General features: G+C 63.7%; 17 protein-coding genes. 9 read left to right on the top strand and 8 right to left on the bottom strand.

The genetic code is table 11. The annotated features are described in order from the left end of the window. The first annotated feature begins 59 nt into the window (after positions 1-59). Positions 60-773 (top strand): DNA polymerase III subunit epsilon, encoded by a 714-nt coding sequence (dnaQ, locus tag IG197_RS14705; protein WP_192312846.1) that lies wholly within the window; start codon positions 60-62, stop codon positions 771-773. A 70-nt stretch (positions 774-843) separates the two neighbouring features. Here the strand turns inward: dnaQ and secB are convergent, their stop codons facing one another. Both secB and IG197_RS14695 read right to left on the bottom strand, forming a co-directional pair. Beyond that, the gene (gene secB / locus IG197_RS14700) at positions 844-1338 is read right to left on the bottom strand and encodes a protein-export chaperone SecB (RefSeq protein ID WP_067955790.1); all 495 of its coding nucleotides are present in this window, start codon (positions 1336-1338) and stop codon (positions 844-846) included. Between the two features lie 111 nt (positions 1339-1449). Further along, positions 1450-1923 (bottom strand): FxsA family protein, encoded by a 474-nt coding sequence (locus IG197_RS14695; protein WP_192312844.1) that lies wholly within the window; start codon positions 1921-1923, stop codon positions 1450-1452. 216 nt (positions 1924-2139) lie between these two features. On the opposite strand from IG197_RS14695, the gene IG197_RS14690 reads away from it, so the two are divergent. The 4 genes from IG197_RS14690 to IG197_RS14675 are packed head-to-tail and all read left to right on the top strand — an operon-like array spanning position 2140 to position 4895. Next, positions 2140-2850, top strand: a complete 711-nt coding sequence (locus IG197_RS14690) for a Tim44/TimA family putative adaptor protein (RefSeq protein ID WP_067955788.1) — start codon at positions 2140-2142, stop codon at positions 2848-2850. A gap of 22 nt (positions 2851-2872) precedes the next feature. Then, a complete protein-coding gene (locus IG197_RS14685) occupies positions 2873-3979 on the top strand; it encodes a murein transglycosylase A (RefSeq protein WP_192312842.1) in 1107 nt (368 codons plus the stop codon). Beyond that, entirely contained in the window at positions 3976-4524 is a 549-nt protein-coding gene (locus IG197_RS14680) for a Smr/MutS family protein (RefSeq protein WP_067955785.1), read from the top strand. The genes IG197_RS14685 and IG197_RS14680 overlap by 4 nt, the downstream gene beginning before the upstream one ends. Beyond that, complete coding sequence (locus tag IG197_RS14675; protein ID WP_115730016.1) at positions 4521-4895, top strand: helix-turn-helix domain-containing protein; 375 nt, start codon at positions 4521-4523, stop codon at positions 4893-4895. Before IG197_RS14680 ends, IG197_RS14675 begins: the two co-directional genes overlap by 4 nt. A 6-nt stretch (positions 4896-4901) precedes the next feature. On the opposite strand, the gene IG197_RS14670 is transcribed toward IG197_RS14675, so the two are convergent. The 6 genes from IG197_RS14670 to hslV all read right to left on the bottom strand — a co-directional run bounded on the left by IG197_RS14670 (position 4902) and on the right by hslV (position 10600). Continuing rightward, a complete protein-coding gene (locus IG197_RS14670) occupies positions 4902-5861 on the bottom strand; it encodes a DUF1402 family protein (protein WP_192312840.1) in 960 nt (319 codons plus the stop codon). Between the two features lie 173 nt (positions 5862-6034). Further along, positions 6035-7342, bottom strand: a complete 1308-nt coding sequence (hslU, locus tag IG197_RS14665; RefSeq protein ID WP_067955779.1) for an ATP-dependent protease ATPase subunit HslU — start codon at positions 7340-7342, stop codon at positions 6035-6037. A 29-nt stretch (positions 7343-7371) separates the two neighbouring features. Beyond that, the gene (locus IG197_RS14660) at positions 7372-8433 is read right to left on the bottom strand and encodes a hypothetical protein (RefSeq protein ID WP_192312837.1); all 1062 of its coding nucleotides are present in this window, start codon (positions 8431-8433) and stop codon (positions 7372-7374) included. After that, on the bottom strand, positions 8430-8936 hold the full coding sequence (locus IG197_RS14655; protein ID WP_192312834.1) for a GNAT family N-acetyltransferase: 507 nt from the start codon (positions 8934-8936) through the stop codon (positions 8430-8432). Before IG197_RS14655 ends, IG197_RS14660 begins: the two co-directional genes overlap by 4 nt. 9 nt (positions 8937-8945) lie before the next feature. After that, positions 8946-10055, bottom strand: a complete 1110-nt coding sequence (locus tag IG197_RS14650) for a glycosyltransferase (protein ID WP_192312831.1) — start codon at positions 10053-10055, stop codon at positions 8946-8948. Further along, positions 10052-10600 carry an ATP-dependent protease subunit HslV gene (hslV, locus tag IG197_RS14645; protein ID WP_067955773.1) on the bottom strand — a complete coding sequence of 183 codons (549 nt, stop codon included), beginning with the start codon at positions 10598-10600 and terminating at the stop codon, positions 10052-10054. Before hslV ends, IG197_RS14650 begins: the two co-directional genes overlap by 4 nt. A 192-nt stretch (positions 10601-10792) precedes the next feature. Here hslV and hisB point away from each other — a divergent pair, with 192 nt between their 5' ends. The 4 genes from hisB to IG197_RS14625 are packed head-to-tail and all read left to right on the top strand — an operon-like array spanning position 10793 to position 12819. Beyond that, positions 10793-11392, top strand: coding sequence for an imidazoleglycerol-phosphate dehydratase HisB (gene hisB, locus IG197_RS14640; protein ID WP_067955771.1), 600 nt, complete (start codon positions 10793-10795; stop codon positions 11390-11392). Positions 11393-11394: 2 nt separating this feature from the next. Beyond that, a complete protein-coding gene (locus IG197_RS14635) occupies positions 11395-11877 on the top strand; it encodes a DUF2628 domain-containing protein (RefSeq protein ID WP_067955769.1) in 483 nt (160 codons plus the stop codon). A gap of 1 nt (position 11878) precedes the next feature. Next, entirely contained in the window at positions 11879-12529 is a 651-nt protein-coding gene (gene hisH, locus IG197_RS14630; RefSeq protein WP_067955767.1) for an imidazole glycerol phosphate synthase subunit HisH, read from the top strand. Then, positions 12526-12819, top strand: coding sequence for a DUF1330 domain-containing protein (locus IG197_RS14625; RefSeq protein WP_067955765.1), 294 nt, complete (start codon positions 12526-12528; stop codon positions 12817-12819). The genes hisH and IG197_RS14625 overlap by 4 nt, the downstream gene beginning before the upstream one ends. The last annotated feature ends 2 nt before the right edge of the window (positions 12820-12821 follow it).

Genomic DNA, 12821 nt, shown 5'->3' with positions numbered 1-12821 from the left:
GCCGCACTTGTTCGCCGGCTGCCCGGGAGGGCATGCTGTCGGCCAAGGAGAATCAGCTGTTGCGCGAGATCATTTTCGATACCGAAACCACCGGCCTCGACAACCGCGAGGACCGTGTGATCGAAATCGGCGCGATCGAGATGATCAATCGCTTCCCGACCGGCAACACCTTCCACAAATACATCAACCCGCAGGGGCGCCAGGTCCACCCCGACGCGCAGGACGTGCACGGCATCTCCAACGCCGATCTCGAAGGCAAACCGACCTTCCCCGAGATCATCGACGAATTTCTAGAGTTCATCGATGGCGCCAAACTCGTCGCCCATAACGGCACCTTCGATCTCGGTTTCATCAATGCCGAATTCGCCCGGCTCGAGCAGCCGGCAATCCAAGCCGACCGTCTCATCGATACGCTGGCGCTGGCCCGCCGCAAGCACCCGATGGGCCCGAATTCGCTCGACGCATTGTGCCGGCGTTATGGCATCGACAACAGCCGCCGCACCAAGCACGGCGCTTTGCTCGACTCCGAACTGCTGGCCGAAGTCTACATCGAACTGATCGGCGGCAAGCAGTCGGCGCTGGTGCTGGAGAGTTTTTCGTCAGGCAATGGCGGCGGCAACACCAGGCAGATCGAGATCGTCGTCGCCACGCGCCCCGAGCCGTTGCCGCCACGCCTGACCGAGGCCGAGCTCGCCGCCCACGACAAGCTCGTCGGCGGCCTTGGCGAAAAGGCCCTTTGGGCCAAGCTGCTGGCGCCCGCCGAACCGAGCTGAACCCCCACGACAAAAAAAGCCCGGCGCTGAGGCCGGGCTTTTGATTGATGACGCTTGAAGGCGTGGGGTCTTAGCTGACCTTGACCTTGGAAGCGGCCTGTTCCTCGGCGATCTTCTGCTGGAACATCTGGGCGAAATCGATCGGGTCGAGCATCAGCGGCGGGAAGCCGCCGTTGCGGGTCGCTTCGGCGATGATCTGACGAGCGAACGGGAACAGCAGGCGCGGGCACTCGATGAAGAGCAGCGGCAGCATGTGCTCCTGCGGAAAGCCGTCGATGCGGAACACGCCGCCATAGACCAACTCGACGTTGAACAGCACGTCCTTGTCGAAGGCAGCCTTCGCACTCAACGTCAGGTTGACGTCGAACTGCTTGTCCGTCATCGGGTTGGCGTTGACGTTGACGTTGATGTTGATGCCGGGAGCCTTGTCGCGGCCGCGCAGCGAATTCGGAGCGCCGGGGCTTTCGAAGGAGAGGTCCTTCACATACTGCGCCAGCACGTTGAGCGTGGGCTGCTGTGCATTACCGTTGCCGTTGGCGCCTTCAGGCGCTTCATTCGTGGCCATTAGCCCATGTCCTCTTGGCTTGGCCGCGACGCGGCCCGGATTGGAATCCGCGGTTCGCTAGCACGCTCGGCATGCCAAGACAAGGTTTTGCCGGCGCTGGAAGTCGCTCGACTACTCGTCGCGGATCGAGCGCCACGGCGAATTCGGGTCCGGCTGGCGCGTGAAGTCGTCCTCATCAAGGTCGATGGTCTTGCCTCCTGCCGGGCCGCCACGGCGAGCAAAGCCGCCGAAATCGGTGCTGAAACGCACCCGCTTGCTGAGAAAGCGCCAGGCCAGCGCCCGCACCGGCGGCAGGAACAGCAGGATGCCGATGATGTCGCTGATGAAGCCGGGAATCAAAAGCAGGATGCCGGCCAGAACGATCATCGCGCCATTGGCCAGTTCCTTGGACGGATCGCGGCCGGCGTCCATCTCATTGCGGATCCGGGTCATGACGCCGAAACCCTGGACGCGCAGCAGGATCGAGCCGACGATGCCGCTGAGCAGGATCAGGCCGATGGTCGCAAGCACGCCGATTTCGCTGCCGACCACCACAAAGCCGGCAATCTCGAGCAAAGGCAGGGCAAGGAGCAGGAGGGGCAGCATGAAGAGCGTCGATCCGTCCGGTTTGAGTTGACGTGACAGCCAGATGCGGTCACAGGCATAGTGCATACATCTTTAGATAGGGTGCTGCGCCTTTAATTTGAATGATCGGCGCATGCGTTCTATATGCAAGGGCTACGGGCGCGGCACAGATGCGGCGCCGGCGAATGGCACATAAGCTGGCTTCGGCCGCGAACAAGGGACGGATCGGCGGAAGATATGGAATTCTTCGATTTCGGCACGATTTTCTTTCTGATCGCGGCGGTGGTGATCTTTTTCCAGCTGCGCAACGTGCTTGGACGCCGTACGGGCAATGAACGTCCGCCCTTCGATCCCTACACCGCGGCCCGCAGCAAGCCGCAGGACGCCAATGGCAAGCCGGAGAACGTCGTGTCGCTGCCACAGCGCAAGCGCGCTCCGGGCGAGGCAGCCGACGAGGCCTATGTCGCCATCGACGCGTTTGCCAAGCCGGGCACCGAGCTGAACAAGGGCCTGCGTGCCATCAAGGACGCCGACGCCTCCTTCGAACCCAAGGGCTTCGTCGACGGCGCCAAGATGGCTTACGAGATGATCGTCATGGCCTATGCCGATGGCGACCGCAAAACGCTCAAGAATCTTCTGTCGCGTGAAGTCTTCGACGGCTTCGTCGCCGCCATCGCCGACCGCGAGGGCCGTTCGGAGAAGATCCAGTCCTCCTTCGTCGGCATCGACAAGGCCGACATCGTGTCGGCTGAAATGAAGGGTGGTGAGGCTCATGTCACGCTGCGCATCGTCTCGGAGTTGATTTCGGCGACCCGCGACAAGGCCGGCGAGGTCATCGACGGCGATCCGGAGACAGTGGCCGAGGTCAAGGACGTCTGGACCTTTGCCCGCGACACCCGCTCGCGTGACCCGAACTGGAAGCTCGTCGCGACCGAGGAAGAAGACTGATCGCGCGCGGCGGGCGAAGCCCGTGCTGCTCTCGCCCGCATTCACCCAGGTCGGCTTTGGCGACCTGCCCGCCTGGTATGATGATGACCAGCTGGCCGCCTTTGAGGCTTTCCGCCGTTCTGCCTTCCACGTCCTGACCAAAGCCTACCGCAGCGGCGCCCTCGGCGTCGCCTCCGACGCTTTTGGCCCCGCTTACGCGGAGGCCCGCGAAAGACCGGCTGTCAATCGCGCTGACGCCCGCGCTTTCTTCGAGCGCCACTTCCAGCCTGCGCTCGTCGCACCCGAAGGTCGCGACCATGGCCTCGTCACCGGCTTTTACGAACCAGACGTCGAGGCGTCTCCTGTTCGCACCGACACGTTTGCCGTGCCGCTTTTGTCGCGCCCGGCTGATCTTGTCGATGTCGAGGACACCAATCGCCCCGTCGGCATGGACCCTTACCTTGCTTTCGCCAGGCAGACCCCGGACGGGCTGATCGAATATTTCGACCGCCCAACGATCGAACAGGGTGCGCTCGCCGGCCGGGGCCTGGAGATCGCCTGGGTCGCCGATCCGGTCGATGCGTTCTTTATCCACGTCCAGGGTGCCGCCCGGCTGAACATGACCGATGGGTCGCTGCGTCGTGTGACCTATGCCGCGAAATCCGGCCAGCGGTTCACCGGTCCGGGCGGAATTCTCGCCAGGATCGGCGAAATACCGCTTGAGAAGGTGACGATGCAGTCGATCCGGGCCTGGTTCAAGGCCAATCCTGACCGCGTCGACGAGATCCTTTGGCAGAACCGGTCCTACATCTTCTTCCGGCACGCCGAAGTCGAGAACGCCGCACTTGGCCCGGTCGCCGCGGCGAAAGTCCCCTTGACGCCTGGCCGGTCAGTCGCCGTCGACCGTCTGCTGCACACCTTCGGCACGCCGTTTTACATCGCCGCTCCCGGCCTGACTGCCTTCGGTGGCAAGCCATTTGCCCGACTGATGATTGCCCAGGATACCGGCTCGGCCATCACCGGCCCGGCGCGCGGTGACCTGTTTGCCGGTTCCGGCTTCGACGCTGGCGAGATCGCCGGCGTGGTCCGCAACGACGCCGATTTCTTTGCGCTTCTGCCGAAATCCCTGCTCGCCGTGGGCCAGCGATGAGCACGCGTCGGGATCGTAAGCTCAGCGACGAGGAGCGTGTGCTGTGGAACGTCATCGCCCGCACCGCCTCGCCGCTCAAGGGCAAAAGAGCGGTTGAAATCCCCGAGGTTGCCAAGGTCGAGGCGCCGAAGGCCGAGCCCATGCCGGTAAAAATCGCCGCCGAGCAGTCTGCGCCGGCGCCAGCGAAGGCGCCGAAACGGCAGTATGTCGCCCATTCGCTCGACGTTCCGACACGCGACAAGCTTTCCAAGGGCCGCCTGCCGATCGAGGGCCGGGTCGACCTCCACGGCATGACCCAGGACGAGGCCTATTCGCTGCTCTATGCCTTCCTGAGCCGGGCGCATGCCGGCGGCCTGCGCTATGTTCTGGTCATCACAGGCAAGGGCAATTCGAAGGGCGGCGACGGCGTGCTGAAGCGCATGGTACCGGCCTGGCTCGACACCGCGCCGTTCCGCATGCTGATTTCGAGCCAGGACCATGCCGAGCGCCACCATGGCGGCTCCGGCGCGCTCTACATCAGGATCAGGCGGAGGCTCGGTGCATGACGCCGCTCGGCGAACGCATCCGCGAACTCCGGCGCGAACGCGGCGTCAGCCAGAAGGACATGGCCGCCGGCATCGGCGTCAGCGCCGCCTATCTCTCGGCGCTCGAGCACGGCCATCGTGGTGTGCCGACCTGGGCGATGATCCAGAAGATCATCGGCTACTTCAACGTCATCTGGGATGATGCCGAGGAGTTGCAGAAGCTGGCAGAGGGCTCGCATCCACGGGTGGTAGTCGACACGGCGGGATTGTCACCGGCAGCAACCGAGCTTGCCAACCTGATGGCCGAAGCGATCGACGAACTGAATGATGTCGAACTGGCGGCACTGAATGCGCAGGTCCGCGAGGCGATCGCGCGCAAGAAACGCAGATAGTTTTTCCTAGAACAGCGCCTGCAGCTCGCTGAGGCGGTCGTTGACCAGCCAGCCGTAATAGTTTTCCTCGGGCAGCTTCGCCGGTTCGCCTGCGGCCTGGCGTCGCTCGTTTTCGGCTTTCAGCGCGTAGGCGCGGGCCTCAGGACTGCCGACATTGTAGAGCGTCGCCGTCAGCCCCGGATTCTGCGAAATGTCGAAGCCGGCGATGTTCCTGTAGGCGTCGATCGACGTCTTCAGCGTCGCGGCGACGTAAGGCAGCGTCAAGTCGGGATCCATGATCGTCTTGTAGACGGCATTCGGATCTTTCTCGTCGAGCCTGGGCAGGCCGGATACAGTGTGGACCTCGTCGCTCATCTGCAGTGCGGTCAGCGGGTTGAGCTGGCCGATGCCGAAAGTCTGGCCGGCATAGAAGGGCTGGAAGAATGTGGCGCTGAAGCGGTCATTGGGGAAGCTGGTGCCGCCGACCGTCTTGCCGCGGAAATGCTGGTTCCAGACGCGCTCGCGGCATTCCCACAAATCGTAGCTGCCGGCCTTGCCGGCGCAGTCGGCGAATTCCGGCCGTTTGATGAAGTCGGAGATGTCCTCGCCTTCATAGGCGAAGCGCAGCTTGCTGGAGAGATAGGAGACCGCCTTGACGTAATAGGTCTGCAGCCGGTCATAGGCGTCGACATTGTAGGTATGCTCGCCGACGATGGCGCCGACGATATGCATCGGGTCGATGCCGTAAGCCCGCGCCACGGTCTTGATCTTGCCGCGCAAATCGGCGTCGTTCTGCAGCAGCGCATAGACCTTGCGGTATTTGGCGTCGAAGGTGGTCTTGCCGGCCTTGGTGCGCTTGGACGAGGCACCCGGCACATCAGGCTGTTCGGCATGCACGTTGCCGGCCGCGACGACGGTCGCCGCTGATGCTTGCGGAACGGCGAAGGCCGCCGCCAGGAGAAATGCCGAGAAGAATACGCGCTTCATGTGCTGCTGTTTGCCCAAGCTTTGTCAGGGCAAACTAGGAAATGCCCTCGGCTTAGTCGAGAATATTGTCTCCGGTGTCAGGCGAAAGCTGGCCGGCTGGAACCATTCGGCCACATCTGCCGCAGCTGCCGCAAGGAATGGCCGGCCCGTTTGGCGCGCCGGCCGAACCAGGCCTAGAGGATGAAGCGCGACAGGTCGGTGTTCCTCGAGAGGTCGCCGACATGCTTCTGCACATAGGCGCCGTCGATCTTCACTGTCGTGCCGTTACGATCCGGCGCGTCGTAGGAGATCTCGTCGAGCACGCGCTCCATCACCGTCTGCAGGCGCCGGGCGCCGATGTTCTCGACGCTGGCGTTGAGATCGACGGCGATGCCGGCGAGCGCATCGATGGCGTCGTCGGTGAACTCGAGGTTGACGCCTTCGGTCTGCATCAAGGCGATATACTGCTTGATCAGGCTGGCTTCCGTCTCCGTCAGGATGCGGCGGAAGTCGTCCTTCTCCAGCGCACGGAGCTCGACGCGGATCGGCAGGCGGCCTTGCAGTTCCGGCAGAAGGTCCGACGGCTTAGAGACGTGGAAGGCACCCGAAGCGATGAACAGGATGTGGTCGGTCTTCACCTGGCCGTACTTGGTCGCAACCGTCGTGCCTTCGACGAGCGGCAGCAGATCCCGCTGCACGCCTTCACGTGACGGACCGCCATGGACGTCACCGCGTGCGATCTTGTCGATTTCGTCGAGGAACACGATACCTTCGTTCTCGGTCACTTCGAGCGCCCGGCGAACCACCTCGTCCTGGTCGAGCAGCTTGTCGGACTCGTCGCCGATCAGAAGCGCGTAGGATTCCTTGACGGTGATCTTGCGCGACTTGGTGCGCTGGCCGCCCATCGCCTTCTGCAGCATGTCATTGATGTTGAGCACGCCGACATTGCCGCCGGGCATGCCGGGGATGTCGAAGCTCGGCATGCCGCCGGTGCCGGTGTCGGCGACCTGGACCTCGATCTCCTTGTCGTCGAGTTCGCCGTCGCGCAGCTTCTTGCGGAACGAGTCGCGGGTGGCGGGGCTCGCCGTCTTGCCGACGAGGGCCTCGAGCACGCGTTCCTCGGCGTTGACGTGGGCGCGCGCCTTGACGTCTTCACGCATCTTTTCGCGCACCAGGCCGATGGCGATTTCGACCAGGTCGCGGATGATCTGCTCGACGTCGCGGCCGACATAGCCGACCTCGGTGAACTTGGTCGCCTCGACCTTGACGAAGGGCGCACCTGCCAGCTTGGCCAGACGGCGCGAGATCTCGGTCTTGCCGACGCCGGTAGGTCCGATCATCAGGATGTTCTTGGGCATGACCTCTTCGCGCATCTGGCCTTCCAGCTGCTGGCGGCGCCACCGGTTGCGCAGGGCAATCGCCACGGCGCGCTTGGCGTCCTTCTGGCCGATGATGAAGCGGTCGAGTTCGGAAACGATCTCACGGGGGGAGAATGTGGACATGTGGATACTCTCGGATACTCAGTTGGGGCTTATGTATGGGCTGGAAGCCGGTGCGCAAGGGCGCCGGGCAGCAGTGACAGAATGGCCCGCCGCAACGCATGCCAGCCGGCGCTGAGCAGCAGCACCAGCGCGCCGAGCACCAGCATCGTCAACGGCACGACGCTGTCCGACAGCCCTGCCTTCACGACCAGCGCGCCGAAGGCAAAGCCGGCATAAGACAGGCCGGAAACAAGGATGGCGCGCCTGTCGACGACGAGCGCGACCAACGCCAGTCCGACGAAGATCGCAAGGATGCTCCAGGCCGAGACGACGTCGGAACCGCCGTCTCCAACCAGGCCGCTGATCAGCGGGTGTACGATCAGCGGTGCGGCCAGCATGTGCAGCCAGAACGCTATGTCGGTACGACGTGTCTGGCGCTGCGGGTCGCTCAGGTCGAAGCGCATGGCGAGCGTGAACACAGCGAGCCCGCAAGCCAGCAGCAACGGCTTGGCCGCTTGTTCGGCGAAATCGGGAACGATCATGAAAAGAACCCCGACGGCCGAGGCGACAAGGGAGGCTACGCCGGCTGCGATCGTCACCGGCACCCGGAAACGCCGGTAGTGCAATGCGGTTGCCACAGCGGTCACAAGCCCGGCGATGACGATCGGCAGGCCGCCATGGTTGCCGAGCCCTAGTCCGAAGCCGAGGCTCGGGTTGAAGGCTTCGGCGACTGTGAAAAACACCGCCCCGGCATAGACAAGAAGCAACACGATGCTGGGCAGCGCCATGCGCTGCCGGCGGGTGAAGTATTCGGCCAGAAGCCAGCTCGCCACGGCGATGACGGCGAACATGCCGGCATTGCCAACTGCGTCGCCGGAGAAGTAGCCGAGTGCGCCGAGGAAAAGTCCGAGGCCAATGGTCACGAAGATGTCGGAGAAGCCGCTGATGAAGCGGAACTTCTCGTCATCATGCGGCTCCGCCTCCCTCACCTGTGCCCTAGCCTGTTCCAGCTCGCGCAGGCCTTGCGCCTGTTCGGCCGTCACCAATCCGCTGTCGACCGCTGTTCGCAGTACACCTGGCGATATGGCGAGCATTTCCTGCGCACTGCTCATGCGTCGAAATCCTCCTGGTCGGCATCGCGCGCCATCATCAGCGCCGGACCATATTCAGAGGTCCGCGTGCCGAACGCCACAAAGCCGGCCTTCTCATAGGCCCGGATCGCCCGCTTGTTGTCGGGGTGCGGGTCGATGATCACGCGTGGCACGCCTTCCTCGAACAGTTCCTCGACGAACTGGGCGAGGATCGCCGAACCATGGCCCTTGCCGACCAGTCCCGGCACGCCGATCGTCAGGTCGACGCCGAGCGTGCCAAAGGGCTGGTCCTGGTAAGGATGGTCGTCCTCCATGTGCGGATCGTAGCTCTGGAGGTAGCCGATCGGCTTGCCGTCCAGCTCGATGATCAGCGGTTCGACCGAGATGCTGTCGATGTGCTCCTTGATCAGAGCGATCTCGGTCTCGGGATCGTCCCACCACTCGGCGACATGCGGCTCGGAGAGCCACTCGGCGAGGATATCAAGGTCATCCAGCTCGACGGATCGGAATGTGTAGGACGTCATACAAACCCCTTACTTCAATGCATTCGTCTGATGGAGAAGCATCCAGGCAATAAAACTTGCTTGCACTGCCTGCAGGACTACAAGCGCGACAAGCCCGTATTTCAAACGCCGCTCGCGCCTGCGACGCTTCCTGCCGTCGGCAAAATCCATGTCGTCCTGAAGGAATCTTGCGGTGTCCGGCCCCATCCACGAGGCGATGTTGGCTTCGGCCGTGGCCAGGCGTGCCCGCCAATCACGCACCAGCGCGACATGCTCGACGGGCGTCAGCCGCTCTGTCCAGAGATCGTCGAGTGGGGCGAGCACCGGGTCGCGCGGCGAAACGGGAGCGGGTACCCAGGGCTTCGAGGGCGTGTAGTGCACGATCCTGATCGCCTGGTCCTGGGCCTGCGCGCGCACGAGCGCATGGGCTCGCAGGAAGTTGAGCCCCTGCGGCAACTGCCGCCAGTTGGGAAAGAAGGCGTTGAGGATGCCTTGGTCGCCGTCCCCCACCGAAAGCTCCGGCAGCCGTTGAAAGAGCCCGCGACTGATTTCGGCGGATGGCGTGAAGGCGAAGACACCCGCGTTGAAGGCGGGTGTCTTGTAGTTGATGAAGAGATCGGGCACCGCTGCGAAGCCCTCACCGTCGAAGAGATCGTCGATGGGCTGAAGCACGAGGCAGTCTGCGTCGATGAAGGCGACGCGCGCAGGCCGGGTCAGCGAAAAGACCCATAGCTTGCTGAGCGTCACCGCGAGATGCTGCGCATCGGCAGGGAAGGCGTGGCCGAGGCGCACCAATGGGGGCACCTCAAGGAATGCCACGTCGTCGGCCTCGACATCGGGTACGAAATCACCCTGCGTAAGGACAAGAATGGGGACGTCGCTGACCGTCCGCAGCGAGCGAACAAGCGCGGACAGGCCCATTGCGAAGTCCGGCGTAGCCAGCGTCACGAACAGCCTGTCGTAGCCGCGGCTGGCGAGCCACCCGGCGACGACCGCATCGATCGCTTGCCCAACCCGCTCGCATGCCGAGAAGTTACGGTCGTCGACCGGCGCAAGATCGAACCGGTCAGGCAGTCGCAGTGCCCTGCGCTGCGGAGGCAGGGTCGCGCCCGCGGAGCAGGTTGCGGCGCCCGTGCTCATGCCGCGTCGAGCGTCTCAACCACGAAACTATGGTTGGTGTAGACGCAGATGTCGGCGGCGATCTGCATCGCCTTGCGGGCGATCTCCTCGGCGTCCTTGTCGGTGTCCATCAGCGCACGCGCAGCGGCGAGCGCGTAATTGCCGCCCGAGCCGATGGCCATCACGCCGAATTCCGGTTCCAGCACGTCGCCGGTACCGGTCAGCGCCAGCGACACGTTCTTGTCGGCCACCAGCATCATCGCTTCGAGGCGGCGCAGATAGCGGTCGGTGCGCCAGTCCTTGGCCAGTTCCACGCAGGCGCGGGTCAGCTGGTCAGGATATTGCTCGAGCTTGGCTTCAAGCCTTTCGAGAAGCGTAAAGGCATCGGCGGTGGCGCCGGCAAATCCGGCGATCACATTGCCCTTGCCGAGACGGCGGACCTTGCGGGCGTTGCCCTTCATGATGGTCTGGCCGAGGCTGACCTGGCCGTCGCCGGCGATGACAACCTTGTTGCCCTTGCGCACGGTCACGATCGTCGTGGCGTGCATGCTCTGTTCATTGGACATATGTTGCTCCGATGGCGCGCGGCCCCTGTTTGGCGGCTTGCGCGTTACGAGTGGAAGTTGGCGTCTTATGTATGACGCGGCGCAAGGATTGCAAATCGTCACGCCGCATCACGAAATGCCCTTTCGCGGCGATTGGCAACCGGCCGAACATGCTGTTATTAGCATCTCGTTTTTGAGGACAAGGATCCGCCAATGGCCCCCCGTTCCGCCGAAGTCAGCCGCAAGACCAAGGAAACCGAGATTTCGGTTTCGGTACATGTCGACGGCACCGGCCGTTCGGAGATGGCAACCGGCGTCGGCTTCTTCGACCATATGCTCGACCAGCTCTCCAGGCATTCGCTTATCGACATGAAGGTCTCCGCCAAGGGCGACCTGCATATCGACGATCACCACACCGTCGAGGATTGTGGCATCGCCATAGGTCAGGCGCTGTCCAAGGCGCTCGGCGACCGCCGCGGCATCATGCGCTATGCCTCGATCGACCTTGCCATGGACGAGACGCTGACGCGCGCCGCCATCGACGTGTCGGGCCGCCCGTTCCTGGTCTGGAACGTCAATTTCTCGGCACCCAAGATCGGAACCTTCGACACCGAGCTGGTGCGCGAATTCTTCCAGGCGCTGGCTCAGAACGCCGGCATCACACTGCACGTCACCAACCATTACGGCGCCAACAACCATCACATCGCCGAAACCTGCTTCAAGGCCGTGGCGCGCGCGCTGCGCATGGCCCTGGAAAGCGATCCGCGCCAGCCTGACGCAGTACCCTCGACCAAGGGCAGCCTGAAGGGATAGCCATGGCCATCCATGTCGTCATGGAGCCGCCTGCCTCGGCAGGAAAAACCGCTTCGGAAGGCGCCGTCTTCGTCCGTGACGGCTTCTATTTCTTCGGATTCATCGCCCCGCTGTTGTGGATGCTGTGGCATCGGCTCTGGGTGCTGGCGGCGCTGACCTTCGCGGTCACGCTTGCACTGGGTGCCGTCGGCGAATGGACCGAGCTGATCGCAGCCGTGCCACTGCTGTCGCTGCTCATCTCGCTCTATGTCGGCCTCGAAGGCGGTGCGCTCAGGGTCGCCGCCCTTCGCCGCGCCGGTTGGCATCAGTGGGGCGTGATCGAGGCCGACACCATCGAGGACGCCGAGATACGCTACCTCTATGCGGCCGACGACGACGCTGATGAAACCCAGCCGACGCCCGTTACCATCGCCCCCGCCGCGTCGCCGCGCCCACAGCCATCGGGTGCGGCGCTCGGCCTCCTGCACTATCCCGGAAGACACTGACATGCGCGTCGCCATCATCGACTACGGTTCGGGCAATCTCCGCTCGGCAACCAAGGCCTTCGAACGCGCCGCCCGCGAGGCCGGCATTACGGCTGAGATCGAACTGACCGCCGATGCCGATCGCGTGCGTTCGGCCGACCGCATCGTGCTTCCCGGTGTCGGCGCCTATGCCGATTGTGCCCGGGGCCTGCGCGCCGTCGACGGCATGTGGGAAGCGGTCGAGGAGGTCGCCATCCGCAAGGCGCATCCCTTCCTCGGCATCTGCGTCGGCATGCAGCTGATGTCGGAGCGCGGGCTCGAAAAGACCGTCACCGAGGGCTTCGGCTGGATATCAGGCGACGTGAAGGAGATCACGCCGACTGATCCGACGCTGAAGATTCCGCAGATCGGCTGGAACACGATTCACGTGAAACACGACCACCCGGTGTTCAAGGACATCGCCACCGGGCCGCAAGGGCTGCACGCCTATTTCGTGCACTCCTACCATCTCGACGCCAGCAAGGAGAAAGAAGTGCTGGCCACCGCCGATTATGGCGGCCGGGTTACCGCGGCGGTTGCGCGCGACAATCTTGTCGGCACCCAGTTTCATCCCGAAAAGAGCCAGGCGCTTGGCCTCGGCCTGATTGCCAATTTCTTGAGGTGGAAGCCATGACGACCAAGAAGGCCTACTGGATGGCGATGATCGAGATCACCGACCCCGAGGCCTATCCGGCCTACATCGCCGCAAACCTTGCGGCGATCGCCCCTTATGGCGCCAAGCTTCTGGTGCGCGGCGGCCAGTACGACCAGCCCGAAGGCCCGACCGGCAACCGCCATGTCCTGGTCGAATTCGAATCCTACGAGCGGGCGATCGCCTGCTACCACTCACCCGCATACCAGGAGGTGGTGAAGCTTCGCCACGCCGCCTCCGTCGGCAAGTTCGTCATCGTCGAAGGCGTCTGAGC

Origin of the sequence: Aminobacter sp. SR38, assembly GCF_014843375.1 — a bacterium.
In the GTDB taxonomy this organism is placed as follows: domain Bacteria; phylum Pseudomonadota; class Alphaproteobacteria; order Rhizobiales; family Rhizobiaceae; genus Aminobacter; species Aminobacter ciceronei.
Note: the sequence above shows the minus strand (reverse complement) of the source record. Positions and strands in the feature narration are given on the sequence as shown.